General features: G+C 63.0%; 26 protein-coding genes and 2 pseudogenes. 16 read left to right on the top strand and 12 right to left on the bottom strand.

Annotated features, from left to right (window positions below; translation table 11 throughout):
- Nucleotides 1-32 precede the first annotated feature (32 nt).
- Together AC3FOF_RS16835 and AC3FOF_RS16830 are read left to right on the top strand one after the other, a co-directional pair.
- Nucleotides 33-620, top strand: coding sequence for a TetR/AcrR family transcriptional regulator (locus tag AC3FOF_RS16835; protein ID WP_017229065.1), 588 nt, complete (start codon nt 33-35; stop codon nt 618-620).
- A 577-nt stretch (nt 621-1,197) separates the two neighbouring features.
- A pseudogene (locus AC3FOF_RS16830) lies at nt 1,198-1,299 on the top strand (IS5/IS1182 family transposase); the annotation flags it as partial.
- Nucleotides 1,300-1,577: 278 nt separating this feature from the next.
- Here the strand turns inward: AC3FOF_RS16830 and AC3FOF_RS16825 are convergent.
- Both AC3FOF_RS16825 and AC3FOF_RS16820 read right to left on the bottom strand, forming a co-directional pair.
- Nucleotides 1,578-2,810: a type II toxin-antitoxin system HipA family toxin gene (locus AC3FOF_RS16825; RefSeq protein ID WP_488727190.1), complete on the bottom strand. Its 1,233-nt coding sequence runs from the start codon at nt 2,808-2,810 to the stop codon at nt 1,578-1,580.
- Entirely contained in the window at nt 2,810-3,289 is a 480-nt protein-coding gene (locus AC3FOF_RS16820) for a helix-turn-helix transcriptional regulator (RefSeq protein ID WP_488727189.1), read from the bottom strand. Before AC3FOF_RS16820 ends, AC3FOF_RS16825 begins: the two co-directional genes overlap by 1 nt.
- Before the next feature lie 499 nt (nt 3,290-3,788).
- On the opposite strand from AC3FOF_RS16820, the gene AC3FOF_RS16815 reads away from it, so the two are divergent.
- A complete protein-coding gene (locus AC3FOF_RS16815) occupies nt 3,789-4,013 on the top strand; it encodes a hypothetical protein (RefSeq protein WP_488727188.1) in 225 nt (74 codons plus the stop codon).
- A gap of 492 nt (nt 4,014-4,505) precedes the next feature.
- Here AC3FOF_RS16815 and AC3FOF_RS16810 read toward each other — a convergent pair whose 3' ends face one another.
- Entirely contained in the window at nt 4,506-6,482 is a 1,977-nt protein-coding gene (locus tag AC3FOF_RS16810) for an acid phosphatase (RefSeq protein ID WP_488727187.1), read from the bottom strand.
- Nucleotides 6,483-6,523: 41 nt separating this feature from the next.
- Here AC3FOF_RS16810 and AC3FOF_RS16805 point away from each other — a divergent pair, with 41 nt between their 5' ends.
- Nucleotides 6,524-6,898 (top strand): hypothetical protein, encoded by a 375-nt coding sequence (locus AC3FOF_RS16805; RefSeq protein WP_488727186.1) that lies wholly within the window; start codon nt 6,524-6,526, stop codon nt 6,896-6,898.
- A gap of 10 nt (nt 6,899-6,908) precedes the next feature.
- Here the strand turns inward: AC3FOF_RS16805 and AC3FOF_RS16800 are convergent, their stop codons facing one another.
- The 5 genes and pseudogenes from AC3FOF_RS16800 to AC3FOF_RS16780 all read right to left on the bottom strand — a co-directional run bounded on the left by AC3FOF_RS16800 (nt 6,909) and on the right by AC3FOF_RS16780 (nt 11,507).
- A complete protein-coding gene (locus AC3FOF_RS16800) occupies nt 6,909-7,931 on the bottom strand; it encodes an aldo/keto reductase (RefSeq protein WP_488727185.1) in 1,023 nt (340 codons plus the stop codon).
- A 34-nt stretch (nt 7,932-7,965) separates the two neighbouring features.
- Nucleotides 7,966-8,112: pseudogene (locus AC3FOF_RS16795) on the bottom strand (cyclase family protein); the annotation flags it as partial.
- A gap of 32 nt (nt 8,113-8,144) precedes the next feature.
- On the bottom strand, nt 8,145-9,254 hold the full coding sequence (locus AC3FOF_RS16790; RefSeq protein WP_488727184.1) for an alkene reductase: 1,110 nt from the start codon (nt 9,252-9,254) through the stop codon (nt 8,145-8,147).
- A 65-nt stretch (nt 9,255-9,319) separates the two neighbouring features.
- The gene (gene dkgB, locus AC3FOF_RS16785; RefSeq protein WP_488727220.1) at nt 9,320-10,126 is read right to left on the bottom strand and encodes a 2,5-didehydrogluconate reductase DkgB; all 807 of its coding nucleotides are present in this window, start codon (nt 10,124-10,126) and stop codon (nt 9,320-9,322) included.
- A gap of 178 nt (nt 10,127-10,304) precedes the next feature.
- Nucleotides 10,305-11,507 carry an MFS transporter gene (locus AC3FOF_RS16780; protein WP_488727183.1) on the bottom strand — a complete coding sequence of 401 codons (1,203 nt, stop codon included), beginning with the start codon at nt 11,505-11,507 and terminating at the stop codon, nt 10,305-10,307.
- Nucleotides 11,508-11,610: 103 nt separating this feature from the next.
- On the opposite strand from AC3FOF_RS16780, the gene AC3FOF_RS16775 reads away from it, so the two are divergent.
- From AC3FOF_RS16775 to AC3FOF_RS16755, 5 genes are all read left to right on the top strand, one after another.
- Nucleotides 11,611-12,537 carry a LysR substrate-binding domain-containing protein gene (locus tag AC3FOF_RS16775; protein ID WP_488727219.1) on the top strand — a complete coding sequence of 309 codons (927 nt, stop codon included), beginning with the start codon at nt 11,611-11,613 and terminating at the stop codon, nt 12,535-12,537.
- Nucleotides 12,538-12,622: 85 nt separating this feature from the next.
- Complete coding sequence (locus AC3FOF_RS16770) at nt 12,623-12,859, top strand: hypothetical protein (protein WP_488727182.1); 237 nt, start codon at nt 12,623-12,625, stop codon at nt 12,857-12,859.
- Entirely contained in the window at nt 12,838-13,119 is a 282-nt protein-coding gene (locus AC3FOF_RS16765; RefSeq protein ID WP_017229075.1) for a hypothetical protein, read from the top strand. Before AC3FOF_RS16770 ends, AC3FOF_RS16765 begins: the two co-directional genes overlap by 22 nt.
- A 1,164-nt stretch (nt 13,120-14,283) precedes the next feature.
- Nucleotides 14,284-15,948 (top strand): ABC-F family ATP-binding cassette domain-containing protein, encoded by a 1,665-nt coding sequence (locus AC3FOF_RS16760; protein WP_488727181.1) that lies wholly within the window; start codon nt 14,284-14,286, stop codon nt 15,946-15,948.
- Between the two features lie 58 nt (nt 15,949-16,006).
- On the top strand, nt 16,007-16,174 hold the full coding sequence (locus AC3FOF_RS16755; RefSeq protein ID WP_488727180.1) for a hypothetical protein: 168 nt from the start codon (nt 16,007-16,009) through the stop codon (nt 16,172-16,174).
- Nucleotides 16,175-16,334: 160 nt separating this feature from the next.
- Here the strand turns inward: AC3FOF_RS16755 and AC3FOF_RS16750 are convergent, their stop codons facing one another.
- Entirely contained in the window at nt 16,335-17,222 is an 888-nt protein-coding gene (locus AC3FOF_RS16750; protein ID WP_488727179.1) for a LysR substrate-binding domain-containing protein, read from the bottom strand.
- A gap of 146 nt (nt 17,223-17,368) precedes the next feature.
- On the opposite strand from AC3FOF_RS16750, the gene AC3FOF_RS16745 reads away from it, so the two are divergent.
- Genes AC3FOF_RS16745 through AC3FOF_RS16735 form a run of 3 tightly spaced genes read left to right on the top strand, consistent with a single transcriptional unit; the run spans nt 17,369 to nt 20,349 of the window.
- Nucleotides 17,369-18,175, top strand: a complete 807-nt coding sequence (locus AC3FOF_RS16745; RefSeq protein ID WP_488727178.1) for a citryl-CoA lyase — start codon at nt 17,369-17,371, stop codon at nt 18,173-18,175.
- 18 nt (nt 18,176-18,193) lie between these two features.
- Nucleotides 18,194-19,363 (top strand): CaiB/BaiF CoA transferase family protein, encoded by a 1,170-nt coding sequence (locus AC3FOF_RS16740; RefSeq protein WP_488727177.1) that lies wholly within the window; start codon nt 18,194-18,196, stop codon nt 19,361-19,363.
- A 20-nt stretch (nt 19,364-19,383) separates the two neighbouring features.
- Nucleotides 19,384-20,349 carry a Bug family tripartite tricarboxylate transporter substrate binding protein gene (locus AC3FOF_RS16735; protein ID WP_488727176.1) on the top strand — a complete coding sequence of 322 codons (966 nt, stop codon included), beginning with the start codon at nt 19,384-19,386 and terminating at the stop codon, nt 20,347-20,349.
- Between the two features lie 24 nt (nt 20,350-20,373).
- On the opposite strand, the gene AC3FOF_RS16730 is transcribed toward AC3FOF_RS16735, so the two are convergent.
- On the bottom strand, nt 20,374-20,592 hold the full coding sequence (locus AC3FOF_RS16730) for a hypothetical protein (protein ID WP_488727175.1): 219 nt from the start codon (nt 20,590-20,592) through the stop codon (nt 20,374-20,376).
- A gap of 676 nt (nt 20,593-21,268) precedes the next feature.
- On the opposite strand from AC3FOF_RS16730, the gene AC3FOF_RS16725 reads away from it, so the two are divergent.
- From AC3FOF_RS16725 to AC3FOF_RS16710, 4 genes are all read left to right on the top strand, one after another.
- Nucleotides 21,269-21,967 carry a hydrolase gene (locus AC3FOF_RS16725; RefSeq protein ID WP_017229084.1) on the top strand — a complete coding sequence of 233 codons (699 nt, stop codon included), beginning with the start codon at nt 21,269-21,271 and terminating at the stop codon, nt 21,965-21,967.
- Between the two features lie 329 nt (nt 21,968-22,296).
- The gene (locus AC3FOF_RS16720) at nt 22,297-23,025 is read left to right on the top strand and encodes a YoaK family protein (RefSeq protein WP_488727174.1); all 729 of its coding nucleotides are present in this window, start codon (nt 22,297-22,299) and stop codon (nt 23,023-23,025) included.
- A gap of 12 nt (nt 23,026-23,037) precedes the next feature.
- The gene (locus tag AC3FOF_RS16715; protein ID WP_488727173.1) at nt 23,038-23,637 is read left to right on the top strand and encodes a TMEM175 family protein; all 600 of its coding nucleotides are present in this window, start codon (nt 23,038-23,040) and stop codon (nt 23,635-23,637) included.
- A gap of 253 nt (nt 23,638-23,890) precedes the next feature.
- A complete protein-coding gene (locus tag AC3FOF_RS16710; protein ID WP_017229088.1) occupies nt 23,891-24,694 on the top strand; it encodes a lipid II flippase Amj family protein in 804 nt (267 codons plus the stop codon).
- Between the two features lie 270 nt (nt 24,695-24,964).
- Here the strand turns inward: AC3FOF_RS16710 and AC3FOF_RS16705 are convergent, their stop codons facing one another.
- Both AC3FOF_RS16705 and AC3FOF_RS16700 read right to left on the bottom strand, forming a co-directional pair.
- Entirely contained in the window at nt 24,965-25,471 is a 507-nt protein-coding gene (locus AC3FOF_RS16705; protein ID WP_017229089.1) for a hypothetical protein, read from the bottom strand.
- Nucleotides 25,472-25,488: 17 nt separating this feature from the next.
- The gene (locus AC3FOF_RS16700; protein WP_488727172.1) at nt 25,489-25,896 is read right to left on the bottom strand and encodes a hypothetical protein; all 408 of its coding nucleotides are present in this window, start codon (nt 25,894-25,896) and stop codon (nt 25,489-25,491) included.
- Nucleotides 25,897-26,353: the final 457 nt, after the last annotated feature.

Below are 26,353 nucleotides of genomic sequence, written 5' to 3'. Positions count from 1 at the left end.
CAATCATGCAGCCCGTATGTAAGGAGACGTTGATGGTTCGCCGTACCCGCGCCGAGATGGAAGAAACCCGTGCCACGCTGCTGGCGACGGCCCGCCAGGTCTTCAGCGAGCGCGGCTACGCCGACACCTCAATGGATGACCTCACCGCGCAGGCGGGCCTGACCCGCGGTGCGCTCTATCACCACTTCGGCGAAAAGAAGGGTTTGCTGGCGGCGGTGGTGGAACAGATCGACGCCGAGATGGATGAGCGCCTGCAAACCATCTCCGACACCGCCGAGGACGGCTGGGAAGGCTTCCGCAGCCGCTGCCGTGCCTATCTGCAAATGGCACTGGAGCCGGAAATCCAGCGCATCGTGCTGCGCGATGCCAGAGCTGTGCTGGGTGGCGCCTCGCCGGACTCGCAGCGCCACTGCGTCGAGTCGATGCAGCGACTGATCGACAATCTCATGCGACAAGGCGTTGTAGCCAAGGCCGACTCGCAAGCCCTGGCATTGCTGATCTACGGAAGTCTGGCCGAAGCGGCGTTCTGGATCGCGGACGGTGACGACGGAAACACGCGGCTCGCACAGGGTATTAACGCACTCGAACTACTGCTGCGCGGGCTCCTGGTCAAGCAATAACGCTGCGGCGTTCAGCGCCGTGATGAAAGGGCGCCGCCCAGCCAGGTCGGTCAGCAGGGAAACCTGGCAAAGGAAACAACTGCCCGGACACGCTTGGCTCTGTCCATGTGCATGTAATCCGCATACCTATGCTCCGATAGTGAATGAGACGTATTCACGTTTGTGGGCGCATGAAGTCCAGGATTTTCATGCTCTTGCTCACATAGACGTTTCGGCGGGCGAAACGAAGACAGCCGCAGGGCGCGCTGCGGCCCATCCAGCATACGCAGCGATGGAGGCGATGGCTCGGTAAGGCAGCCTGCGGTCTGCAGATCGAAAAAGGTCAGGTCGCACCGGGCCAGACTGATGCGCACCGAAGCGATAGCCGCCGCGCCCGATGTCGATCGACACGACGCAGGTGCGCAGAGTCAAGGAGGCGCAGAAACCTGGTCGTCGTCTCCGAGGACCGTTGGGGGTTGGGGCCAATAGCTGCGCCGAGGGTCGCGGGTGCCGAGCAGCACGCTCTCGCGAGACGGGAAGGGAAGGTTTCGCTGCTCAATTTTTAATCAGGCCTGCGGAAACCCTGCGTGTAGCGCAGGTGATTCTCGACGGACGCACGCTCCCGTCCACGTGCGAGAGCAGGCCACGAGCCAGCTACGACGGGTACAAGCGCAAGCCTTTGAGCAACCCTCGACTCGCTGATTTTAAGCGTCAGTTCGCCGATCTTCCTGCTGCACAGGATCCAGATTTCATGGCGCCACAAGCCGAGTCCAGCGCTGGCGAGCCGATGGTCCCATCATGGGCTTGCTGTCGCGCCAGCGTGGACAGCCTAACCACCGAAGGATGCGCGAGCGGTAATCCAGGAGAAAAGCGCTGCGTCGTATTAACATCCTGTATGCCATTGGCGAGTCGCCGCTACTGAACAAGGTCCCCTTCGGCACGGCTACTGGGCCCAAGCGCGAAATGGCAGCGGCGCAGCTAGCGGAGCTCCATGGCAGGGGCGAAGTCAACCAGTGCGCTGCTACTCATGCCCAGTTGCGAGCCTACGCTACGCCAGGCGCTCACCGCCGCTTCCACCTGGGCCCAGATCGCGGCGGCGTCCTGCCGGGTGAGCCGAAAATACTGGGCGCCGTCCATGAGGGTCTGCTTGCTGTCGATGAGGCCGGAGTCCTCAGTGAGCCACGTCTTGCTCTCGCGGCGGTCGCCCGGCATTGGGTTAAGGTCGAACGCCGGCGCCAAGCGCCAACCCTTGCCGCGTGCGTCGTAGAGCAGCCCGGTATTGTGCAGGTGGTCGTCCGTGTTGCAGATGAGGAAATTGAAGACCAGCCGGCGCCACAAGTCTTGGATGTCGGCGATGGCCCTCGAGCCTTCTTTCAGAAGTACGTCCACCAGTTCAGTGTAGGCGCGCTCTTCCTCACGGCCGTCGACCAGCAGCATGGTGGCTGCGGACATGTACGGGATGCGCGCCCCATTGGCGGTGCGGTCAAAGCGCCGGATCACCGCCACCGCTGTGTCATTGATCATCGCCACCCGGGCGTCGGCAACGCGGATGCCAGCCTTGGCGGCGAGGTGCATGGCCAGCACTTCCCCGCGGACCACATCGCGCTTGTCCGCCTGGCTGGGAAACTTGCCCAAGGCCAGCCAACCGTCAGTATCCAGCACGGTCGACTTGGGACGTGCGCCGCCCAGCGATGTGCCACGCCCAATTAGATACCGGAGATCCTCGGCGCTCTCTGTGCCATCCTCCAGCGCCTGCGCCGCGTGCAGCACCTTGCCGAGTTCCACCAAGGGCGGAACGCGCCGATGGACGCCAGCGGCATGCAGATAGATCCGCTGCTCGGGATCGAAGAGGCGTAGCGCGCCGATGCGCGCCTCATCGTCGACCCACGTCAGATAGTCAACTGGATCCAGAGGGGGCACATCCCTTTCCTTCTCGCGCATCTTAGCGTGCGCGCGGCGGATCACGCGCTCTCCCCACGAGTCCGGGCCGGTGTCCTCCAGCGAACGGAAATACACTCCCGCCGGGTGCTGCACGGAGAGCACCGGCTGCAGATCCGGGGAAACGGCAAAGTAGCGATCGCTTTGGAGCCATTGCTCGTCGTAGCGAAACGCGCTGCGCTTACCGCTGCTGAAGAGCAGACGGCCCACCACCTGACCGCCGGCACCGAGATGAACTTCCAGTTCCTGCCGCTTTGCTTGCTTGCCTGCCATCAGAAGCCCTCAAAGTCGTCCGAGTCGGTTGGCCGGTCACGGTCCGGAGTGCGATCATCCCGCTTCGTTTCGGAAGCCTCGGGAACGGGCACGCCCTCGCCGGCCCGCTTGCGGTAGGCGGCAGTACTCACCGCAACACTCGGTTTTCGACGTCCGTGAATGCGCTTCGGTAGTTGCTCTCGCGCCAGTTCCAGGCCCAGCGCATCCTGGTCCGGTGCTAGCACCTTCAGCATCCCGTCCAAGCGCCCCAGAATGTGCAGCGCGCGCAGAAAGGTGTGTAGCGCTGTGCCCGGATGACCGTCCTCCATGCGCCCGATGGTGTTCACCGACGTCCCGATGCGCTCCGCCAGATCCTCCTGCGTCATGTGGCGCGTGCGACGCGCCGCCGAAAGATCCTGTCCTAGCGTCCGTAATGCCCGCTCGACCGGCCGCGGCATGGCCACCTGCGCACCGGATCGCTTCGTTAAGGTCGCAGTCATCCTTAATCCCCCAAATATGAGGCCTTACATGAGCCAAGCCTCCAGATATGGATGATTATGCATCATATCGCAGGAAAACAGGATTGCACATCAAATTTGGTGGTTTACTACACTTAAGATACCAAATTTGCTAGGTTTAATATCAGGTCGATCGCGTCCTCGACCACACCAACGATCGAGCAGATGTGGTTGGCGCCCCACCCTGGCGCGCCGACACTGTCCCCACGACGCCGTTGCCCCAAACCCAACGCATCTACGACTCGGGCTCACGCATGGCGACTACTACTATTGGGTAAAGCCAGGCGCCTGCGGTGTCTGGACCGCCTGTGTCGGCATTTGGTGGCCACAGGGGTGCGCGAGAACAATCCGGCCATGGGCCCGCGGGTGCTAGGCAACTCTTGCTGCCGCCGCCGGTTGCTCGCCGGCAGCGATCAAGCGGAAGTCAGCGAGTTGCTGGGCACGAGAACCGCCGACCGATGCGTTGCTTCGCTTCATAATCATGGGACTCGTGACGCGATTCAAGGAGATCGAGTCCGAGCCTGGGCGCACGCTATGCCACCCAATTGTGGAGAAATGGAATGTCGATCTTTCAGCCGGCTATGGTGAAATCAAACAACAGAAGCGGTCAGAATCATCCGTCCCAGCGTTCAATGCCATCGCGCGGAGGATGATCGACCGGACGCACACCATGCAGGCGCTGTACGACAAATGCGCGGGGCGGTAGCCTCCACGACCCGTTTCATTCCCTCACGATGCAGAGCGTCGGACGGCTTCGTTCCCCCTTGGATCGCCGAGAGTTCCCCGGTCACCCGGTAGTACAGACCATTCAGGTACTGATGCCGCAATCCATGCGAGGTGACATGCAGCTCACGCTTGGTTTCCCCCTGGAATCATGACGCAACCACTGACGCGAGCAGGGCATGCTCGCGCGTCTCCCAATAGCCCTCTTGGTACTGCGGCGAGTGGCGAGCGACTACACGGGCGATCTGCGATTGATTGACGCGCATGAACGCCAGCTCAACTTCGGCGCGTACCTGTTTCTGCGTGCCAACTGGTGCCACGACTGGAATCGTCGCTGACTTGTGAACGCGGGCTTATTCGCCCTCTCAGCCATTCGACGAATGAGACATGGGAGAAAATCACAGGCAATGGAGACGTCACGGAACACAAGAAAGCCGCCCGGATCACGAAGGCGGCCTTCTTCGTTGTCAGAATATCAAGCCGTTCCGTCGATCCGCACCGACAAGCCCGTGGCCGTGTAGATGGCCGTGGTCTTGTAGCCCGGCACCGAGATGGTGGTGAACTGGCCCTTCAGGCTGGCGCTGGAAAGCAGGCTGATGGTGTCCCCCATCGCCGGCCGGAAGCCGCTGCGGAAGTTCACCGTCAACGTGCCGCCCGCCACGGTGGCGATGCCGCTGACAGCGAGGCGGCCGGCGCCCCCGCTGCCCACGTCCAGTTGCAACGTGGTGTTGGCCAGCTGCGTGTAGGCGCCAGCGAGCACCAACTGCGCGTCGGCGCTGGAAGCCAGCGTGCCGCCGCCGAGGTAGACGTCGCCCTTGCCGAAAGCCGTGGCCGAGAGAGCCTGCAACGTGCCGGCCGAGACCTGCGTGCCGCCGGTGTAGCTGTTCTGGCCGCCCAGGCGCAGCGTGCCGCTGCCCCGCTTGTTCAGCTTGCCAGCGCCGCCGATATCGTTGCGCCAGGTGTCGAGCACGTTGAAGCCGCCCAGGCTGGCGTCCATGTTGACCACCACGTCGCCGTTGAAAGCGCCGTAGCCGTCCGCCGCGGCGAACAGGTTGATACGGCCCCAGCCCTCGGCATCGTCCATCACCGGATAGCCCGACGGCATTGCAGTGGTCTTCAGCACCACGCGGCGCTGGCTGGCATCCAGGTAAGGCAGGCGCGTTTCGAGCAGCACCTCGGCGCCCTTGGGCACCACGGCCGGCTTGGTGGTATCGGCGATCGGCGCGAAGCCGAAGGTCATTCTTCGGTTGTAGTTGGCCTTGTTGGTGGCGTAGTCCGCAAAGCGGTCGGTGACCGTGGTGCCGGAATGCGCGAAGTCGTTGAAGGCCAGCTTGGTGTCGGTCTTGGCCGCCGCCATCAGCGTGCTGTGGGCCTGGTCATACGCGGCGGCCTTGCGCGCGGCGTTGGCGCCGGTGGCGATGCTGGCGGCGGCGGTGGCCTGGCCCAGCATGCGGCCGCTGACCACGTCCAGCGGCGAGTGCATGCCGGCGATGATGCGGTTCTCGCCCAATTCCAGGCCGCGCGTGACCATTTCCTGGAAGCGCTCGGGCACGGCATAGGCCATGGCGATGGCGTCGCGCACGGCTTCGGCGGTGTGGCCGCTGGTGAAGCCGCCATCGGTGGCGGGCGTGGCACTCTTGGCCGGCGCCAGCGCGGGGATCACCTTGACGCTGCTGCTCCAGCGCCACGGGCGCGCGTACTTGTAGAAGCGCTTGGCCGGCTCGGTGGAGCCGTTCTCTCCGATGTTGCTGACAAAATCCACCACGGTGCCGAAGCTGGTGTTGGTGCTGCCGCCCACGCCGACGTTGTTGCCGCCGTCGTTGTACAGCACGGTAGTGGCGTCGCTGGCGATGCTGGTGATGGTGGTGGTCTGTTGCGCGGCTGCCTGCCAGGTGGCCGTCAGCGGGCCCAGGCCGTCGCTGACGCTGTAGCCCTTGTTGCGGCGGTCGTCCAGATAGGCGGCCAGTTCCTGCGCGGCGGTGCGTTGCGCGGTCACGTTGGCCACGTATTGGATGTTGGCGCCGAGCACGCTGGCGTTGAGGATGGTGCCATCGGTACTGTCGCCAGGAATGCCGGTCCAGTTGGAGGCTACCACGGCGGGGAAGCTGCCATTGGCGGGCGCCGTGACCCCGGCGTCGACGATCAGCGTGCTGGGCTTCCACAGGTCCAGGAAGCCGGTCAGCACGCGCACGCCGGCGTTGGTTTCCTTGGTGGCGTAGCGCGCGTCGCCGCGCTGGTTGGTGTAGGCGTAGTCCACGAAGGGCAGCACGGCGGCCTGGTCGGCCACCGGTGCGGAGTCGGCGAAGCCCAGGTCCTTGGGCGCCGCGGGGATCGACAGCGGCTGCGTGACCGCGGATGTGGTGGTGGCATCGCCGCCACCGCCGCAGGCGGTCAGCAACATGGCGCCGATCAGCGCAGCGGTCAGGACGCGGAGGGAACTTGGAGGAAGCATGAGGCGCGGGCGCTTGGGCCGGGGGCATTGGAATCGGCGGAATGCTACGCAGCCATTGTGAAATCATTATTACTTTCAATGCACTTTCATGGTGCGCTGCGCAGCGGGAACGACTTCGTCTCAGCTCCGCCGTCTGCAAATGGCTCGAGCGCCGTGCCTCCCTGCCCTACTCCGGGGATCTGGTGTTCTCGCTCAAGCCCAGCGGCACTCCGATCGCGGAGATGAGCTTGGGAAGGATCGTGCGCGCAGCGCTCGCGACGATTGATCTCGAGGCGGGACGATATGAGCCCCCGGATCCTGCGAAAACCATGCTGCCGACGCCAACTGCTCGCTGGACGCTCGAGCGATGCGATCACACGGACATTCGCGCGGTCGGGCGCGACATCCTGCTGCCCCGATCCGCGCCCGCTTACTGAGATGGGCTTCTCAGGCCGATGCGGACGTTGCCTCGGCGCCTGAAGGCGTCGGTGCATTCCCGGCGATCAGGCCTTCGGCCTTGAGCGTATCCCACAGCGCCCTGGGGATCGGCGCCGCTGCCAGTTGCAGGTTCTCGCTGATGCGATCGGGCCGGCTCGCGCCGGGAATCGCGCCCGCGACGGCCGGATGCGCAAGCGAGAACTGCAGCGCGACCGCCTTGATGTCGACACCGGACCGATCGCAGATCTGCCGGATGCGCGCGACGCGTTCGAGCATTTCCGGCGGCGCGGGCTGATACTCGAAGTGCTGGCCACCGGCAAGCACGCCGGAGTTGTAGGGGCCGCCGACGATAATGCCGAGTCCGCTCGCTTCGCAGGCCGGCATCAGTCGCGCGAGCGCGTCGGCGTGATCTAGCAGCGTGTAGCGTCCGGCGAGCAGGAAACCGTCAGGATCGGCGCGGTCGAGCGTGAGCTCGCACGGTTCAATGCGGTTCACGCCGAGCCCCCAGCCCTTGATGACCTTCTCGTCGCGCAGCCGCGTCAGCGCCTTGGCCGCGCCCGACATCGCCACGTCGAACACCTCGCGCCACCGGTCGCCGTGGAAGTCGACGGCCGGATCGTGAATCCACACGGTGTCGAGCCGATCGGTGCGCAGCCGCTTCAGGCTCGCTTCGATCGAACGCAGCGTGCCGTCTTCGGTATAGTCGTAGACGATCTTGTTCGGCAGCCCATGGCGGAACAGGCCGCCTTTCTCGCCGAGATCGCGCTGCGAGGCATCCTCGTGCTCGTCGAGGATCAGCCGGCCGACTTTCGTGCCGAGCGAATAGGCATCGCGCGGGCGTCCCGCGAGCGCCTCGCCGAGCCGCAGTTCGGCGAGGCCGGCGCCGTACAGCGGCGCGGCGTCGAAGTAGCGGATGCCGTTTTCCCAGGCGGCATCGACCGTGGCCAGCGCCTCTTCGCTCGGGATATCCCGGTACATATTGCCGAGCGGCGCGGTGCCGAAGCCGAGGCGGGAAGGGAGTGTGATTCTCATGCTATGTCTCGAAGGTAACGAACGGTGGCGGACCTCATCGGATCGCGACCGGATTGATGTTGACTTGCGTGGAGCCGACGTACAGCGGCTGGCCCAGCACGAACAGGAATTCCCACGCCTTGTCGCGCACGAGCGCGCGGCTGTCGATCAGCTCCAGGTTGTAGATGCCGCGCTTCGCGAGGGTCTTCTTCATCATCGATCTCCTGTGCGCGCTCACGCCGCGGCCAGCATCGGGTAGTCGGTCAGGCCGCGCGCATCGCCGCCGAACAGCGTGCCGCGGTCATGCTGCGCGAGCGCCGCGCCGATGCGCAGGCGCTCGGGCAGGTCGGGGTTCGCGACGAACGGACGGCCGAACGCAACCATATCGGCCCAGCCCGCGGAGATCGCTTCGCGCGCGCGTTCCGCGGTGTACTTGCCCGCATAGATCAGCACGCCGGGGAAGGCGTCGCGCAGCTTCCGCTTGAAGGCCACCGGCATCAGCGGCGCATCGTCCCAGTCCGCTTCCGCGATGTGGACGTAGCCAACGCCGAGTTCGCCGAGCAGCTTCGCCGCGGCGAGGTACGTCGTTTCCGGATCGTCGTCGACGCAGCCGTTCAGCGTCGTCAGCGGCGCCAGGCGGATGCCGACGCGCGACGCGTCGCCCGTGCCGTCGATCAGCGCCTGCGCGACTTCGCTGAGGAAGCGCAAGCGGTTGGCGAGCGAGCCGCCGTATGCGTCCGTGCGTTTATTGGCGTTCGAGTCGATGAACTGGTTCACGAGGTAGCCATTCGCGCCGTGCAGCTCGACGCCATCGAAGCCCGCGTCGACCGCGTTGCGGGCGGCGGCGCGGTACTGGTCCACGATGTCGCGGATCTCGTCGACGGTCAGCGCGCGCGGCGCGGATGCCTGGACGAAGCCCGGCGTGCTGCCGTCTTCGCCGGCGATGAATACCTTCACGCCTTCGGCCTGGATAGGCGACGACGACACGGGCTGCTGGCCGCCGAGCAGGCTGGTGTGGCTCAGCCGGCCGACGTGCCAGAGCTGCGCGAAGATACGGCCGCCGGCCGCGTGCACGGCGTCGGTCACCTTGCGCCATCCGGCGACCTGCGCGGGCGTGTGGATGCCGGGTGTCCACGCATAGCCCTTGCCGAGCGGCGCGACGTAGGTGCCTTCGCCGACGATCAGGCCGGCGCCCGCACGCTGCGCATAGTACGCGGCCATCAGATCGTTGGCTTCGTCACCGGGCTGGCTCGCGCGCGAGCGCGTCATCGGCGGCATCACGATGCGGTTCGACAGCGTCAGCGCGCCGAGTCGCAGCGGTTGAAAAAGAGGATCCTGGGTCATGATGTGTGTCCGGTCGGGCCCGCGGCCAGCGGGCCGCAGACAAATCGAAGAAGGAGCCGGCGCGTTCAGTCCCACTGCGGCGCGAGGCCGTCGGGGCTGACTTGTCGGCCGTTGCGTTCGAGCGCGGCGATCTGCGCCATGTCGGCATCGCTCAGGCGCAGCGTCTGCGCGAGCAGGTTGCTCGCAAGGTTCTCGCGCCTGGTCGACGACGGAATCACCGAGTAGCCGAGCTGCAGCGCCCATGCGAGCACGACCTGGGCCGGCGTCGCCTGGTGCCGCTGCGCGAGCGCGCCGATCAACGGGTCGCCGAGCACCTTGCCGTACGCGAGCGTCATGTACGACGTGACGTGGATGCCTTCGCGCTGCAGGAACTCGACGAGCCTGCGGTTCTGCAGGTACGGGCTCAGCTCGATCTGGTTGGTCGCGATCGCGTCCTTGCCGACCGCGGCGATCGCCTGCCGCGTCAGTTCGATGTTGAAGTTCGAGATGCCGATCTGCCGCGTCAGGCCCTTCGCCTTCGCGTCCGCGAGCGCGGCCATGAATTCCTCGATGGACACGCCGTTGCCGGGCGCGGGCCAGTGGATCAGCGCCAGGTCGACGTAGTCGGTGCGCAGCTTCGCGAGGCTTTCCTCGAGGCTCGGCACGAGCTTGTCCTGCGCATAGTGGTCGACCCAGATCTTGGTCGTCAGGAACAGGTCGTCGCGGCGCACGCCGGAAGCGGCGATCGCCTCGCCCACTTCGGCTTCGTTGCCGTAAATCTGGGCGGTATCGATCGCACGGTAGCCGACTTCGAGGCCGTTGCGGACCGAGTCGATGACAACCTGGCCTTGCAGGCGGAACGTGCCGAGGCCGAAAGCGGGAATCTTGCTCATCATGTGCTCCTTGGAGTGGATGGATCGGTTCGATCTGCCAGGCATTCTGGCGCTTTGGACTGATGAAATAAACGCCGCTAGCGAATAAACATATTTGACTTTAAATCAAGTATGAAGGCGCCGGGCGCGATGGCGCCGCAGCGGTTCGTGTGGATCGGGGGCGAGGTCAAGATGGCGTTCAGTGGGCAAGTTCGACGGGTTCTGCCGTGCGTTGGGGCAGGCCTTGGCGCTGGTCAAGCGTGCCGCTCAGCGCGGTCAGCGCGAACGCACCGAGCGTCACGGCTGCGGCGATCCACGGCGTATGGCCAAGGCCGACGTGCGCGACGATCAGCCCGCCGAGCGACGAGCCGCCTGCGACGCCGAGATTAAAGGCGGCGATATTGAAGCCCGAGGCGACATCGGTGGCGTCCGGCGCGAAATGCCGCGCCTGCTTGACGACGTAGACCTGCAGGCCCGGTACGTTGCCGAACGCGACTGCGCCCCATGCGAGCATCGTCAGCACCGCCAGCCACGCGTGGTGGACGGTGAACGTCAGCGCGAGCAGCACCACGGCGAGCAGCAGAAAGATCCGCTTGAGCGCCTTGACGGGGCCGACGCGATCCGCGAGCTTGCCGCCCCAGACGTTGCCGAACGCGACCGACACGCCGTAGCCGACGAGCACGAGGCTGACCTGCGACGGCGTGAAGCCGGCGATCTGCTCGAGCAGCGGCGCCATGTAGGTGAAAGCGATCAGCGAGCCGCCGTAGCCGACTGCCGTCATCGCGAACACGAGCAGCAGGCGCGGCTGCGTCAGCACACGGAACTGCCGGGCGAGCGGTGCGGGTTCGGTGTGCGCCAGGCGGCGAGGCACGAAGGCGAGCGCGCCGACGAAGGCAATGAGACCGAACAGCGCGACGATCAGGAACGTCGCACGCCAGCCGAAGTGCTGGCCGATGAAGGTGCCGAGCGGAATGCCCGCAACGAACGCGACGGTCATGCCGCTGAACATGGTCGCGATCGCGCTCGCGGCCTTGTCTTTCGGCACGAGCGTCGTCGCGATGATCGAGCCGACTGAGAAGAACACGCCGTGCGCCATGCCGGTGAGAATACGGGCGACGATCAGCGATTCGTAGCTGGGCGCTTGCCATGCGATGAGGTTGCCGACGGTGAAGAGCGCCATCAGTGCGGCGAGCAGCGTCTTGCGCCGCACGCGGCCGGTGAGCGCGGTGAGGAGCGGCGCGCCGACGGCGACGCTGAGCGCATAGAGACTGACGAGCAGGCCCGCGGAGGGCAGGCTCACGCCGAGATCGGACGCGATCGTCGGGATCAGCCCGACGATCACGAATTCGGTGGTCCCGATGGCGAATGCGCTGATCGTCAGCGCAAGCAGGGCGAGTGGCATGATGGGCATCCGTGGGTCCGGTGAGAATGGACCGCAGTTTGCCCGCTTTACTTTTGCGGAAAAACTGGTCTATAAACGAATATATTTTGATTTCAGATCAACAATGAAAGTCACGCTCGACGAACTCCAGGCATTTGCGACGGTGGTCGACACGGGTTCGATCACCGCGGCCGCAGAGCAGCTCGATCTCACCGTGTCGGCGACGAGCCGCACGCTCGCGCGGCTCGAGGAAAAGCTGAAGACTACGCTGCTGCGCCGGACCACCCGCCGCCTGGCCTTAACCGAGGAAGGGCAGGCATTCCTGCAGAATGCGCGGGCGATCATCGACTCGGTCGAAGGCGCGGAAGAGCAGATGCTCGCACGGCGCGAGAAGCCATCAGGGCGCTTGCGGGTCGACGCCGCGTCGCCGTTCATGCTGCACGTGATCGTGCCGCTCGTGCGCGGCTATCGCGAGCGGTTTCCCCAGGTGGAGCTGGAGCTGAACAGCAATGAAGGCATCATCGATCTGCTCGAGCGGCGCACCGATGTCGCGATCCGGATCGGCCGCCTGAAGGATTCGACGCTGCACAGCCGGCTGATCGGCAACAGCCGGCTGCGCATTCTCGCCAGTCCCGCGTATCTCGACGCGCACGGTCAGCCGCGCAAGATCGAGGATCTCGGCAAGCATGCGCTGCTCGGCTTCAATCAGCCCGAGTCACTGAACGTGTGGCCGATACTTGACGCAGACGGCGAGCCGTACCGCATCGCGCCGGCCGTGTGGTCATCGAGCGGAGAGACGCTAAGGCAGCTCGCGCTCGACGGGGCCGGTATCGTCTGCCTGTCGGATTTCATGACCGCGCAGGACCGCGAATCCGGGCGTCTCGTGCAGATCCTCGCGCGCCACACACAGGACGTGCGGCAGCCCATTCAAGCCGTCTATTACCGGAACACGGCGATTTCGTCGCGGATTGCGTCGTTCGTCGATTATCTGATAGAAGCGCTCGGCGGCAAGACCCCCGCGCGGCGCGCGGCGACATGGACGGATCAATGACGGACGCTCGAGGCGAATCTACCTTCGACGAATGCACGTGGTGAGATTGAATACAGCATTCCCGGCGTTGCTGCTGCGCTAGGATATGAACTCCACCGCTCCACCTGAGGACACCGATCTCACTGCGCCGACGCCCTTCTTCGGCCGGTACCGTGGCGCACCGATGGTTGTCCTCGAGGTCCTGAGCTGCCCCAATCCTTTTTCGATGGCGGAGAAGGCGGTCGACGCGTCACGATACCGCTGGGTGGTGCTGGCGGTCGTGTGGGCGGCGTTCCTGCTCAGCTATGTGGATCGCGTGGCGTGGAGCAGCAGTTCTACTTGATTGCCCCCTTGCTGGGCGCAGTCGGATTCGGCTATACGCCCGTGCTCATGGCCCAGATAAGCGACGCCTCCGGCCGCAACTCCGCCGGTGCCGCCGCTGGCCTGACCAATGCGATCTGGCAATCCGGCAGTGCCATGTCACCGCTCGCGGTGGGCTACTTCTATGGGCAGACGCATTCGTTTTCGGTTGCGTTGCTGACACTTGCTGTCGGGCCGGTGATTGCGGTGGCAGCCCTTTTGTTCCTGTCACGCCGGTCGTAGGATGAATCTCCGTTCTTGAGCGGATGTACCGTCTGTGCTGATGAATGACGGCATTCGGAACGGGCGCGGCCATCGCACCCGCCGGCCGGATGTCGTCTTTTCGGCCGAAACGGTCACAGGCCTCAACCCGGGCGAACGTCGCAAATGGGGTCGGATAGGGACGACCGCTGCTGCCGGGCGGGGATCCGACCGGGACCGGCCAGAAGGCGACGTTATTGTCCAAACAGTGCGCTCGCGCGCCAGCATGGAAGGCACCAGCCAGGAAGATGATCGTCGTCTTCTTCATGCACTCCTTATTGTCCGCCGTGGAAAGTGAGGCGGACCTGCCTAGCTTAGATCTATCGGCATTTGTGCCCGCTACTTTACATCCAGGCGTCGCCCAACGCGGCCATCGCCTCCCCTTCGTAGTTCTCGCTTCGTTGTCGGTCGGCCGCCTCCAACGCTGCATCGCGGCGACGAAGCAATGACAAAGCGGTGCCGATGACCCGGTGTCGCGCGCCCCCACCGGTGGCCTTGTGGCGGGCGGCTCAATCTCAACGCGCCATTTGTGCCTTGGCGTTAGGGTGGCGCGTGCCCCCCAACTCGGCCAGCTCTGGGGCACTTCAATCGTGACGCTCTTTCCGGGTATGCCAAGACCTCAGTCGGCGCCAGCGTAACGACTGACGGACGCGGCATTTCCGGACCACGACTTCGCACCTGGAAGCTGCCGTTAAGCTTGGAACAGACGGGTAGCCGGGATGGGTCAGTATCGGCCTCTCGGTTCGGGAAAGGTCACCCGTTCGATAATCGGCTGCAGGCGGCCGTTCACGGCCGATAGTGTTGAAAAACTCAATCTGCCCACTGAGCAGACCAGGTCTGCCGGTTGCCGACCTCTCAGATCGGCCTGTATTGAACGATCGTCGATCGGTCGGGGGTTCGGGTACCCCTGAAACCTCGCCGGAAACGGGGTCCACAGCGTTTTTCAACACTATCGGCCAGGAGCCGTCATTCACCGCTATGTTCGCTGGCCCCGCAGCCGGAGCACCCCGTGCGCCAGGGGCCGCCTTGCTTTATGGCCGGTGGGCGCCGCAAAGCGCAAGCGGTTCTTCACGCGTGCGGCCAGAAAAGCGACAGCCCTGCACGTCCGATCGGCTATCATGCCAATCCTCTCCGAAGTAGCTCCCTATGATCTCCGTCCGTAATGTTACGCTGCGTCGTGGCGTCAATGTCGTGCTCGACCGCGCGTCCGTCACCTTCAACCCCGGCGAAAAGATTGGTCTTGTCGGCCGCAATGGCGCCGGCAAGTCGTCCTTCTTCAGCCTTCTCAACGGCACGCTGCACGAAGACAGCGGCGAGTTCTCGATTCCCGCTGCATGGAAGATGGGCCAGGTCGCGCAGGAGATGCCGGAGACCGAGCAGAGCGCGACCGACTTCGTAGTCGAGGGTGACACCGCGCTGTTGGCCGCGCAGGCCGAAGTAGCCGCCGCCGAGGCCAGCGACGACGGCATGCGCATGGCGCACGCCTACATGGCCCTGCACGACGCCGGTGCACACGATGCCCCCGCACGTGCCCAAGCGCTGATCCTGGGCCTTGGCTTCAGTGCTGCGCAGCTTAGTCAGCCGGTCAACAGTTTCTCCGGCGGCTGGCGCATGCGACTGCAACTGGCGCGCGCGCTCATGTGCCCGTCCGACCTGCTGCTGCTCGACGAGCCGACCAATCACCTCGACCTCGACGCGCTGGTCTGGCTGGAAGCCTGGCTCAAGCGCTATCAAGGAACCCTGGTAGTGATCAGCCACGACCGCGAATTCCTCGACGCGGTGACGCAGGTGACGGTGCACGTCGACAACGCCAAGCTCGTGCGTTATGGCGGCAACTACAGCAAGTTCGAAGACATGCGCGCCGAGCAACTCATATTGCAGCAGGCCGCGGTGGCCAAGCAGGCAGACAAGATCGCCCACCTGCAGAAATTCATCGACCGTTTCAAGGCCAAGGCCTCGAAGGCGAAGCAGGCGCAGAGCCGGGTCAAGGCGCTCGAACGCATGGAAAAGATCGCACCGGTGCTTGCCGACGCAGAGTTCAACTTCGAGTTCAAGGAGCCACTCAACGTCCCGAACCCGCTGTTGTCAATGCTGGACGCGAGCTTCGGCTACCCGGCGCCGACCGGCGCACTGCCGGGCACGCCGCCCACGGTCATCGTGCGGGGCATCAACCGTTCCGTGCTGGCCGGGCAGCGCATCGGCATTCTCGGTGCCAACGGCCAAGGCAAATCCACGCTGGTGAAGACGGTGGCGCATGCGCTGGCGCCGATTTCCGGCGAAATCAGCGAAGGCAAAGGCCTGAATATCGGCTACTTCGCACAGCAGGAACTCGACGTGCTGCGCCCGCTCGACACGCCGATGGAACACATGATCCGCCTCGCCAAGGACACGCCGGCGCACATGCGCGCCCCCGGCCAGAGTGGCAGCGAACAATCCCTTCGCACCTTCCTCGGCACCTTCAACTTCAGCGGCGACATGGTCCATCAGGCGGTTGGCACCATGAGCGGCGGCGAAAAGGCGCGGCTCGTGTTGTGCATGATCGTGTGGCAGCGCCCCAACCTGCTGCTGCTCGACGAGCCGACCAACCACCTCGACCTGGCCACACGCGAAGCGCTGGGCATGGCGCTCAACGAATTCGAAGGCACAGTGATGCTGGTCAGTCACGACCGGGCCCTGCTGCGCGCCGTATGCGACGAGTTCTGGCTGGTCACCAAGGGCGGCGTCGAGCCCTTCGACGGGGATCTGGACGATTACCAGCAGTTCCTGCGCGACGAAGCCCGCCGCATGCGCGAGCAGCCTGCCGCAGAGTAGAAGGTCATCGCCTGAAATGGCGAGACAAAGGGCAGGCGTGAGCTTCACGGGATTCAGCGTGAAGGTCGCCATGGAGCGCATCGAGACTGATACGAACTTCGGCGTCGAGATCGTTCTCGGGCTTACTTCGGCCGCTTTGTTTTGCTGGATCGAACAGCAGAAACGGGGTGTGGATTCAACCGGTCGATGCAGCACTACGTATCTGCCGATCCGGCAGCAATGCTAGGGCCGCCGCCAACCAGGCGGAATATCTACGAAAGTACCGTCCCTCGAAAGTCGCGGTTACGACCTCGATAAGACAGGCACCGTCTGCCAGCCGTTGGGACGAGCCCAAACGTTTGACCTCGGGTCATGGCACCCGACGCACGACATGTCGTGCGGCATAGTTAGCTCTGCAGCCCTTCCACCGCGCGCCTGACGATCGTCGCAAAGAATCGTACTGGCACCGCCCGCGGCGCACCCCGCTTCCACAGCAAGCCCGGCGTGCGCTGCGGTGTCGGGCTTTCCAGAGGAATGAAATGCAGGCCCTTGCCTGATGATTCCGCGCTGCCGCCGATCACGGCGGCGATATCGGTTTGCCTGACAAGCTCTAGCATCGGCGCGATGGAATTCAGCTCCGCGATGACCTGTGGCTCGGCGCCTGCCGCACGGAAGCAATCGTCAAGCAATTGTCGCGTGGCGAAATAGGCCGGCAACAGCACCATCCGCATGCCGTGCAGCTCGACCATGCGCGCCCGCTTGCGCTGGGCCATCGGATGGCTTTCGCTGACCACCAGCTTGAGTTCCTCGTTATAAAGCGGTTCGAAGAACAGCCCTTCCGCCTGCACCGGCCGGTACGATACCCCCAGGTCGAGCCGGCCATCGGCAATCCGCGCCGTGATATCGGCCGCGCTCAACTCCTCCACAATGACCCGCACTGACGGATAGCGGCGGATGAACGTCGACAGGCATTGCGGAATCAACTGGATATTGAAGCTGTGCGTGGCGCCTACACGGACTTCTCCCGCCAACGGCCCCTCTTCGTCGCGCACTGCGTGAATCGCACGGTCAACCTGGCGCAGCGCGGGGCTGATATGGAGCAGCAGCGTTTCTCCCGCCTCGGTCATCGACACGCGCTTGCCGATGCGGTCGAACAGCGGCTGGCCGATTTCCTCTTCGAGCTGACGGATCTGGTGCGACAGCGTGGATTGCGTCACATGCATGCGTTCGGCGGCTCTCGTGAAGTTCAGCGTTTCTGCGAGTGCCTCAAAATAGCGAAGATGTCGGAGTTCCATGGTCAGGGACCGGTCATTCCTTGGAAGCCGAGATCATACATCGATGCCATCGATCATTTGAAGTGAAATTCATCATTTCCATCTGTAATGCGCGCTCCGTAGACTGCTTGCATCAGACAGGCAACCATGCAACGGAGACACGCAACATGAAGATCGGCAAGGAAACCGTGCCACGCACTGCCATCAGTACTTCCAATACGGAAACCATCGTGGTGCGAGGCGCCGATCTGGCGCGCGAACTGATCGGCAAGCTCAGTTTTACCGAGTACTTCTATCTCCTAGTGACGGGCCAGCGCCCCAGCGCGGCCGCCCTGACAGTCGTAGACGCCACGCTTGTGGCCATTGCCGAACATGGCCTGGTGCCGAGCGTGCAAGCCAGCCGCATGACGCTGGCCGCGGCGCCCGATGCGCTGCAAGGTGCGGTGGCGGCTGGCATCCTGGGCTGCGGCTCGGTGATCCTCGGCGCTTCCGAAACCGCGGGCGTGATGCTTTCCGAGATCCGTCAGCGCATGCAGGCAGGCGAATCGATCGAGGCCGCCTCCCGTGCAGTCGTAAGCGCATGGCACGAAGCGCGTCGCGCAATTCCCGGCTATGGTCATCCGCTGCACAAGGCCCGCGACCCGCGCGTGGCGGCGCTGTTCGACGTGGTGCGCCAGGCGGGCGCCGACACCGTCTATGTCGAAATCGCCGAAGCCGTGGAGTCGGTCATTCCGGACATCGTCGGCAAGTCGTTGAGCCTCAATGTGTCGGCGGCGATCCCAGCGGTACTGCTGGGCGTAGGCTTTCCGCTCAACGCACTGAAGGGCGTGCCTATCCTGGCGCGCACCGGCGGTCTGATCGCCCATCTGAGCGAAGAGCTGCGCCAGCCAATCGGTTTCGCGCTGTCGTACCAGGCCACGCGCGAAGTCCAGTATGTCGGCGAGACGCCGGACGGCTTCGATCCCGCAGCCTGACCTTGCCGGAGCCATTTCATGATCAAAGTCCTGCAAGGCGTGAAGGTGCTGGAACAAGGCACGTTCATCACCGGGCCCGCCGCCGGCATGCTGCTGGGCGACCTCGGCGCCGACGTCATCAAGATCGAGCAGCCAGAGACCGGCGACCCGTTCCGCGCGTTCAAGGGCGGCCTCTACAGCCCGCATTTTCAGACCTATAACCGCAACAAGCGCAGCATCACGCTCAACACCAAGAGCGCCGAGGACCTGGAAGTGTTCGATGCGTTGATCCGTGAAGCCGATATCTATATCCAGAACTTCCGGCCGGGTGCGGCGGAGCGGTTGAATGCGGGCGAGACACGGCTACGCGAGATCAATCCACGGCTAATCTACTGCGCGATCAGCGGCTTTGGCGCGACGGGCCCCGCCGCGGGCAGGCCCAGCTATGACACCGTGGCGCAGGCGGCCAGCGGATTCCTGAATCTGCTGGTGAACCCAGCCAATCCGCGCGTGGTAGGCCCCGCCATTGCGGACTCACTGACCGGGTTCTACGCCGCTTACGGCATCCTGGGCGCGCTGCATGAACGCAACCGCACCGGCGTGGGCCGCAAGGTGGAAGTGTCGATGCTTGAAGCGATGAGCCATTTCAACCTCGACGCCTTTACGCATTACTATTCCGCCGGCGAAGTCATGGGGCCGTACAGCCGGCCCAGTGTTTCACAGTCGTACGTGCTGCCCTGTGCCGACGGTAAATGGATCGCCCTGCATATGTCGTCGCCCGAGAAGTTCTGGCAAGGGCTAGCCAATGCCATCGAACGCCCCGACCTGTTCAAGGACCCGCGCTTCGCCTCACGCGAGGCCCGCATCGAACACCAGGAAGTGCTGATCGACGTACTTGGCGAACGGTTCCGGCTGCATCCGCGCGAAATCTGGTGCCAGCGACTGGAGGCCGAGGACGTACCCCATGCGCCGATGTACGACACCAGCGAGGCCCTGGAAGACCCGCAGGCGCGCCATCTGCAACTGCTGGTCTCGGGGCGGCATCCCACGCTCGGTGAATTCCGCACCGTGCGCAGCCCCGTGTCGTACGACGGCGAGCGCGCGCTGGAAGTTGTGCCGCCGCCCTTACTGGGCGAGCACGACGTCGAGGTGCGGCACGCATTGCAGGCACGGTATGACCAGAGCGGCACGGCCGAGACCGAAGCCTAACCATAGAAACGGAGGAGACAATGAACAAAGCACTGGCGGCCGTGGCCGCATCGATGGCCCTGGTGGCCAACCTCGCCCTGGCCGAGACATTTCCGTCGCGACCCATACGCATGGTGGTGCCGTTTGGCGGCGGCACCTCTACCGACATCACCGCGCGCATCATCGGTGAAGCGCTGGCCAGGCGGCTCGGCCAGCCCATCGTCGTGGAAAACCGCGCAGGCGCAGGCGGATCGATCGGCACCGATTACGTCTCCAAGGCCAAGGGCGACGGCTATACGCTGACGATGGGCACGGTCGGCACGCTTGCGATCAACAAGGCGCTCTATCGAAAGCTGCCCTACGACCCGGGCAAGGATTTCTCGTTCATCGGCATGCCTGGCTATACCCCCACGCTGCTTGTGGTGCGCAACGACGCGCCCTACAAGACGCTGGCCGAACTGGTGGCCTACGCGAAGGCGCACCCCGACAAGCTGTCGTTCGGTTCCGCCGGCAGCGGCACGTCGGGCCACCTGGCCGGCGAGTTGCTGAAGTCGATGGCCGGCGTCAGCATGACGCATGTGCCGTTCAAGGAAGGCGGCCAGGCCTTGACCGCCGTGCTGGGTGGACAGGTCGACTTCATGTTCTATCACCCGGTTGCCGTGCTGCCTTACCTCAGGGACCAAAAGCTGCGCGCGCTGGCGGCCAGCAGTCAGCGCCGTTCGGTGGCTGCGCCCGATGTGCCGACCGTGGCGGAATCCGGCTATCCGGGTTTCGACCTGACGGCCTGGTACCTGCTGGCCGGCCCGGCGGGACTGAACAATGCGGCCCGCACGCGCCTGGTGGAAACGATGCATTCGGTGATGCAGGACCCGACCGTGCAGAAACAGCTTGCGGTGCAAGGGGTGGAACCCGCTACGTTGAGCACGGCACAACTGCCTGCCTTCGTGGAGACGGAAACGCGCAAGTGGTCGGCGGTGGTCAAGCAGTCGAACGCCCAGGTGGATTGATTGCGCGGAAGATATCGTCGCTGACTAACTCGCCAGGCCGGGCCACAGCGCCTGCTCCTCGCTGACCACGCTGACATCGGTCCAACCCTGGCCGAGCATCGACGAGACATTGGAATTGGCAGTGCCGTAATGGAAGGTGGTCGGACCCACCACCAGCGTGCCGGCCGCGCCATGACCGGTATCAGCCGAGATGCGGCCGTTCGCTCCCAACGATTGAACGGCAGGGAAGTCGAGAGGCGACATTCGCCCATCCCGTCGGCCGGACGTTCAGACGTCGGCTCCGCGCTAGAATCGGTCACTGGGACGCAAAAGACGAGTCCTTCGTGATCGGCCATTCCAGCCAGACCAGAAAATTTAAGTCGTCGCGGCGGGTTCGGTGGTTGCATATCGCCGCCCGTAGGCAATGCGCCCCGTGCACAGTCATATCGGATATGGCGGCAATGCCCGCCTCCCGTCTGAGCGCTTCTTTCTGAATGCCCGCCTCCCTATCATCTGGAGCAGTTCTCGCTCATCCCGTATGCGCTTGGCTAGGGGCCTGGGTCGTGCTCGCGCGGGCCAGCTGTGCGCAGCGAGCTGGGGACGGGATCGCCAAGAGCCCCAATTCGTAGACAGAAACGACGGCCTTGCGTCAGACCCGCCGCTGGAAATGCACCGCGCCCCCTAAGGCTGCGCTCATGATTCCGGGCCGTGGCCGCTCCTTTCAGTTGCGAATGACTGATTCGCGCGTTGATCGCCGCGGCCTAGCACAACTCCACAAATATCAAATTTATTGAACAACATTGTCAATCCAGATTGGCTGTTCGTGCACTTACCGACGCTATAGTTCTGCACATGGACGGCGCTACACCGCAACAGAGCGAGAACAGGGTCGCCGGACAGAACATCAAAATCATTGAACATTGTTCCACAGGAGAACACCATGTCGAACGCCAAGCTTGAAGTCCTGACCCCCCGCAACAGCCAGCTCATCATCATCGACCACCAGCCGCAGATGGCCTTCGGCGTGCAGTCAATGGACCGCCAGACCATGAAGAACAACGTCGTGGGCCTGGCCAAGGCGGCGAAGATCTTCGACGTGCCGACCACCATCACCACCGTCGAAAGCGATTCGTTCTCGGGCTATACCTATCCGGAACTGCTCGACGTCTTCCCCGGCAAGCAAACCTTGGAGCGCACCTCGATGAACTCCTGGGACGACCAGAAGGTGCGCGACGCGCTGGCCGCCAATGGCCGCAAGAAGATCGTCGTGGCCGGCCTGTGGACCGAGGTCTGCAACACCACCTTCGCGTTGTGCGCGATGCTTGAGGGCGACTACGAGATCTATATGGTGGCCGACGCATCGGGCGGCACGACCAAGGAAGCGCATGACTACGCCATGCAGCGCATGGTCCAGGCAGGCGTGGTGCCCGTGACCTGGCAACAGGTCATGCTGGAATGGCAACGCGACTGGAAGAACCGCGAAACGTACGACGAGGTGATGGCCGTGGCCAAGGAACACTCGGGCGCCTATGGCATGGGGGTCGACTATGCCTACACGATGGTCCACAAGGCCGCGCAGCGCACGGCAACCCCGCACGCATCGCTGGCTCCCGTGCACGCGCCGGTCGTCGAGCGCTGATGCATGTCCGCCACCACTCATCCCTCGGAGCGCACAAGATGATGCCAGGTCGAAGCGTGGCCAACGGCGCCCTCCTGCTGGGATGCCAGCTGTCCATCAGCGCGTCCAGCGTAGTGGCGGCAGCGATCGCCGCCAAGACGCTGATTGCATGATCGCTCCCTTTCCGCGGGGGAAACCCTCCCCCGCGGGCATGCCCCTGCGAGACAAACAAGCGAAGACAATGCTGCCGGCGAGCGTTTGCCACCGTTCAGCATTCCCGGATCGGCCGAGCGCCTGGAGTTGGGCGAGTGCAAGGCCCGCTGCACCCATTTACAGGATGGATCTCAACCATGAGCGCAAACGTCAACGCATCAAACAATACAGAAAAAAACGAAAATCTCAGCCTCTGGGAAATATGCAAAGCGCCAATCCTTCTTACTATTGTGGGCGGCGCCATCGACACGATTGGCTTCATTGCGCTGCTGGGCTTCTTCACCGCACACGTCACCGGAAACCTGGTGCTCGCGGGAGCGGCATTCGTCAAAGGTGGGGCTGGCTTATGGATCAAGCTCGGCGCCATACCACTGTTCATTGTCACGGTCGTCATCAGCAAGATGCTGATTGACCGCAATCAGCGGACCCACCAGACCCACCAGACCTTAGGTTGGCTGTTTGTTGCTGAAGCGACCTTCTTGCTGGGTTTCATGGTCGCCGGCATGTATCTCGAACCGTTCGATCATCCGGATGGCGCGGGCCTTGCTTTGACTGGAGGCCTCGGCCTTGTCGCGCTTGCCGTCCGGAATACTGCCAGCAAGACACTGATCAAGTACATCAGTCCCAGCACCATGATGACCGGAAACACCACGCAACTGGGTATCGATCTGTCGAACTACTTGCGTGCCAGGACGCGCACCAATTTCCAGGATCTTCTCAAAAGCGCAAGTGTTGTGATCGGCTTTGTGATCGGGGCTTTCCTGGGTGCATCCCTCTATGTGACGATCGGATTCTGGAGTGTCCTTCCATTTACGATCCCGGTCGCATATATGGCGCGCATGGCATTTCGCAACCAATTCAGATGAGTGGATGACATCATGAGCATCAGCAAAAACAGGCTTGAATCATTTAGCGATGGCGTCATTTCCGTAAGCTTGACACTCATGTTGTTTCAATTACAGGTTCCTGAAGGCTTTTCGCTTAAAGATATCCTTAATAACGCCTCTAATTTTTTCGGATACGTACTAAGCTTTGTTTACGTCGGAATATACTGGAACAACCATCATCATCTATTTAAAGTTGCCCGTGGTATTAACGGCAAAATTATGTGGGCCAACCTCCACTTGCTGTTTTGGCTAAGCATGATTCCATTCACCACCACCTGGACTGGAAAATCTGCCTTTGCGGAGACACCGACGGCAATGTATGCATTTGTCCTATTCATGTGCGCTGTCTCTTACTCACTGCTCACAAGACTCATCATGAACTATGATGGCGAACATTCCGCACTTAGACAGGCCATCGGAAACGACCTAAAAGGGAAGCTATCCATCCCTATCTACGCATTAGCGATCCTGGCCAGTTTTTTCAGCAGCGCAGCTTCGTTTTTTATACTGACCTTAATGGCTGGCGTATGGTTCTTTCCTGATTCCCGCATTGAAAAATATCTGCTTGGTAACAAAACTCACGAACTCTGACTACAAGCCTTACTCCCCGCCGCCGGCACCGCAAGGGACGCCCCCGAGCGGGGCCGAGAAGTGACCGGCCTGGTCTGCGGACCCGGACTTCCGCTCTCGGCCAGGAATGGCCGTTGGATCGGATGCTGCCAGGCGTTCTGGCAACTCTGTGGTTAGGGGCGGAATCCATGGGAGAGCTTCTGGTAAAGTGACGCAACAGGCTTGGATTCGCAACGACGCCGCCCCCGCAGACAAGCAAAAGAAGGCCATACCGATGGATCTCCAGCTCTTCTTCATCTGCTTTCTCACTTTTGTGATCCACCTGATCGGGACGTTGGCTTACTCCATCCGAATTGCCGGCGTTCGTACAGGGAGGATCGCAGTCTCCTTTGCGCTGTTCAGCGTGATGATGCTCGTTTCTCGTACTTCCAACTCCTTCCTCGGCCCATTTTTGGCCAAGCGTGTGGAGAAGAACCTTATGGCGGAGAGTACGGGGAATTTGGTGACGGATTTCAGGTGGCTACTGATGGCCGCCGCATTGGCGACTCTCTTGGGTGCCTTCCTCATTCCGACTTTTCAGCGTGTCTTTAGTAGGGCTGTTCTCCACTTTCAGGTTCATCGATCAATCCCAAAGCTAATCCTGCATGGGTTCTTCAAGGGTGGGATCAGCTATATCAAAGACGCAGCCGCGGTGCCGGCAAAGGCGAACATCGTCGCCGCGCACCGGGGGCACGGTATAGCACCGTCGGTGATCTGCCTCAATATCATCGCCGTTGCGCTGTGGACTGTTGGGGTTTTTGCGTCGCTATACGCAGGTTATCTCGATCCGAACGTGAGGGTCACCTCAAGTACGTTGTCGTCGATCATCAATGGAGGTGCGACGATTGCGATGGCGCTGTTCATCGATCCGTATATGTCTGCAATGACCGATGATGTCGTCGAGGGAAAGGTTACCCAGTCGCAGTTCAGGAAGGCCGTGGTATGCCTGGTCGGAAGTCGACTGGCAGGTACGCTATTGGCACAAGTGTTACTTGTCCCCGCAGCAGGTCTAATTGCCTACGTTGCATCGATACTCTGATCGATGAGGCAGGCTGCGCGCTGGCGTGTGGATCAGAGACGGTTCAGCGGCTGCCCAATCGGACGTACTTGCGCGAGTCATCTCGGCCCAGCCTTCCGGGCGTGGGCGGTTTCGAATCGGCCACGCCCGGTGGTTTGTTCGAACAGCCGCGCGTCTGTGCTGGGACCGCTCGGAAATCAGCGGCTTGTCGACGGATGATTCTTGGCCAACCGGCGAGACGTCGGGAATCGGCCAAATGGCGGAAGCTGCAGTCTTTGAACAGACCTGCACTCACTCTCGCATGGCAGGCAAATGGAGCTTGCTGGGGATGTCCTGCCCCTGGGCATCCAAGCACGGCTTGCTGCCGACCCCTCGACTATTCGGATTGTTGTTGAGTGCGACGGCGCCATACTCGAAGCAACGTTTGGATTCGAACACCAGCGCGGTTGTGACACCCAGCGGATCAAACTCGATGATCAAACGGCGGTAGCGCATGTTCGCGGTGCCGACTACGCCTGCTCCTGATCCCGCGGCCACGAACACCACGAGACCGCCAGAGGTGTAGGTGCTGGCATACGCTATCCAGGACTCGTCAAGCGCCACGACGTCGGGCTCGCCCAGCAGCATTAACACATCCTCGCGCGTGGCCTCACCCGCCTTGATGGCCACCGGAGCCGTGGCTGCGACATTCTCGCGGCTGTCCCGATCATAGCCTGGTGGGATGGGGATCGGGCAGCCGGCTAGCAGCAACGCCGCACTGCCTGCGCCAGCGATGGACCAGTACGCATGCGAAGGCATTGCAATTCCTTCGCCGGTCAGGGGGAGTTTGGAATCGACCGGATCCTGACCAGGGAGTGGCGCCGCAGCACGCCATGCTCGTCAAAGGCGAGCACCAGGCTGTACTTGCCATTCCATCCCTTCCCGCTACGATGCATCAGGATGTAGCCGGCCTGGTCCTCGTCCAACAGGTACGTATGAATGCGCCCGGCCTCAAACGTCGCACTGGGTTCGGCCAGATGCAGGTAAACGTCTTCGCGCGTCGTCGAACCGTCTTGCAGGAATGACAGGAGCTGCGGAGTGCCGACCACCGGTGTCCCGCAAGCTACCAAGAGAAAGGCCAGACAGCCGGCGGCGAAGAGATACGCGGTCCGCCACATGCTGCGGCCTCGGCATCCGTTGGCAGCGGCCGCGTGCAACCGCTGGCGTTGGCCGTCTCGTCGCATCCCACTCTCCCCTACTCCACCTAACATAGACGATATGGCGCAGAGCGCAATTGGCGGATGCCTGCGGGTGCGCCAGCGATCACACGGCTAATGCCGCCCATTCGGGAGGTCGTTCGACCGACGTTTAGCGGCGGGTCTTCAAAGTTGACGGTTCGCGGAACGCGGAAACAGACGGGTTGACTTTTGAGTGTCTGCTTCGATAAGCCGCCGTTGGGCGACACGGCGGCGGACGGATCTTGCAGCCATAAGCGGCCGTTTGCACGCGATAGCTGCCTGTCGGTGAGACGGGCACTGACAACCAGATCGGTATTGGCGCTCTTGCAGCTTCACTCAATTGGCGGGTAAACAGGCCGCGAAGGGATGCCTCATAAAGGCAAACATCAGATTTCCGTTCTCCCGCGTAGCGAATGGTTCTGTGATAGCCGACTGCGCTCGCCAATCAACCATCAATACTCGA

Source organism: Cupriavidus sp. 96C5-1 (assembly GCF_057798855.1).
This window is presented reverse-complemented; position numbering and strand designations above follow the sequence as displayed.

Excerpts from the sequence above, each read along its gene's own strand:
- AC3FOF_RS16745 (WP_488727178.1), top strand. The coding sequence starts at position 17,369 with ATGAAGATCGGCAAGGAAACCGTGCCACGCACTGCCATCAGTACTTCC.
- AC3FOF_RS16705 (WP_017229089.1), bottom strand. The coding sequence starts at position 25,471 with ATGCCTTCGCATGCGTACTGGTCCATCGCTGGCGCAGGCAGTGCGGCG.
- AC3FOF_RS16800 (WP_488727185.1), bottom strand. The coding sequence starts at position 7,931 with ATGAGAATCACACTCCCTTCCCGCCTCGGCTTCGGCACCGCGCCGCTC.
- AC3FOF_RS16835 (WP_017229065.1), top strand. The coding sequence starts at position 33 with ATGGTTCGCCGTACCCGCGCCGAGATGGAAGAAACCCGTGCCACGCTG.
- AC3FOF_RS16820 (WP_488727189.1), bottom strand. The coding sequence starts at position 3,289 with ATGACTGCGACCTTAACGAAGCGATCCGGTGCGCAGGTGGCCATGCCG.
- dkgB (WP_488727220.1), bottom strand. The coding sequence starts at position 10,126 with ATGAGCAAGATTCCCGCTTTCGGCCTCGGCACGTTCCGCCTGCAAGGC.
- AC3FOF_RS16700 (WP_488727172.1), bottom strand. The coding sequence starts at position 25,896 with ATGCGACGAGACGGCCAACGCCAGCGGTTGCACGCGGCCGCTGCCAAC.
- AC3FOF_RS16710 (WP_017229088.1), top strand. The coding sequence starts at position 23,891 with ATGGATCTCCAGCTCTTCTTCATCTGCTTTCTCACTTTTGTGATCCAC.
- AC3FOF_RS16810 (WP_488727187.1), bottom strand. The coding sequence starts at position 6,482 with ATGCTTCCTCCAAGTTCCCTCCGCGTCCTGACCGCTGCGCTGATCGGC.
- AC3FOF_RS16825 (WP_488727190.1), bottom strand. The coding sequence starts at position 2,810 with ATGGCAGGCAAGCAAGCAAAGCGGCAGGAACTGGAAGTTCATCTCGGT.
- AC3FOF_RS16805 (WP_488727186.1), top strand. The coding sequence starts at position 6,524 with ATGCTACGCAGCCATTGTGAAATCATTATTACTTTCAATGCACTTTCA.
- AC3FOF_RS16735 (WP_488727176.1), top strand. The coding sequence starts at position 19,384 with ATGAACAAAGCACTGGCGGCCGTGGCCGCATCGATGGCCCTGGTGGCC.
- AC3FOF_RS16720 (WP_488727174.1), top strand. The coding sequence starts at position 22,297 with ATGAGCGCAAACGTCAACGCATCAAACAATACAGAAAAAAACGAAAAT.
- AC3FOF_RS16790 (WP_488727184.1), bottom strand. The coding sequence starts at position 9,254 with ATGACCCAGGATCCTCTTTTTCAACCGCTGCGACTCGGCGCGCTGACG.
- AC3FOF_RS16730 (WP_488727175.1), bottom strand. The coding sequence starts at position 20,592 with ATGTCGCCTCTCGACTTCCCTGCCGTTCAATCGTTGGGAGCGAACGGC.
- AC3FOF_RS16780 (WP_488727183.1), bottom strand. The coding sequence starts at position 11,507 with ATGCCACTCGCCCTGCTTGCGCTGACGATCAGCGCATTCGCCATCGGG.
- AC3FOF_RS16770 (WP_488727182.1), top strand. The coding sequence starts at position 12,623 with ATGAACTCCACCGCTCCACCTGAGGACACCGATCTCACTGCGCCGACG.
- AC3FOF_RS16760 (WP_488727181.1), top strand. The coding sequence starts at position 14,284 with ATGATCTCCGTCCGTAATGTTACGCTGCGTCGTGGCGTCAATGTCGTG.
- AC3FOF_RS16740 (WP_488727177.1), top strand. The coding sequence starts at position 18,194 with ATGATCAAAGTCCTGCAAGGCGTGAAGGTGCTGGAACAAGGCACGTTC.
- AC3FOF_RS16815 (WP_488727188.1), top strand. The coding sequence starts at position 3,789 with ATGGGACTCGTGACGCGATTCAAGGAGATCGAGTCCGAGCCTGGGCGC.
- AC3FOF_RS16750 (WP_488727179.1), bottom strand. The coding sequence starts at position 17,222 with ATGGAACTCCGACATCTTCGCTATTTTGAGGCACTCGCAGAAACGCTG.
- AC3FOF_RS16715 (WP_488727173.1), top strand. The coding sequence starts at position 23,038 with ATGAGCATCAGCAAAAACAGGCTTGAATCATTTAGCGATGGCGTCATT.
- AC3FOF_RS16725 (WP_017229084.1), top strand. The coding sequence starts at position 21,269 with ATGTCGAACGCCAAGCTTGAAGTCCTGACCCCCCGCAACAGCCAGCTC.
- AC3FOF_RS16775 (WP_488727219.1), top strand. The coding sequence starts at position 11,611 with ATGAAAGTCACGCTCGACGAACTCCAGGCATTTGCGACGGTGGTCGAC.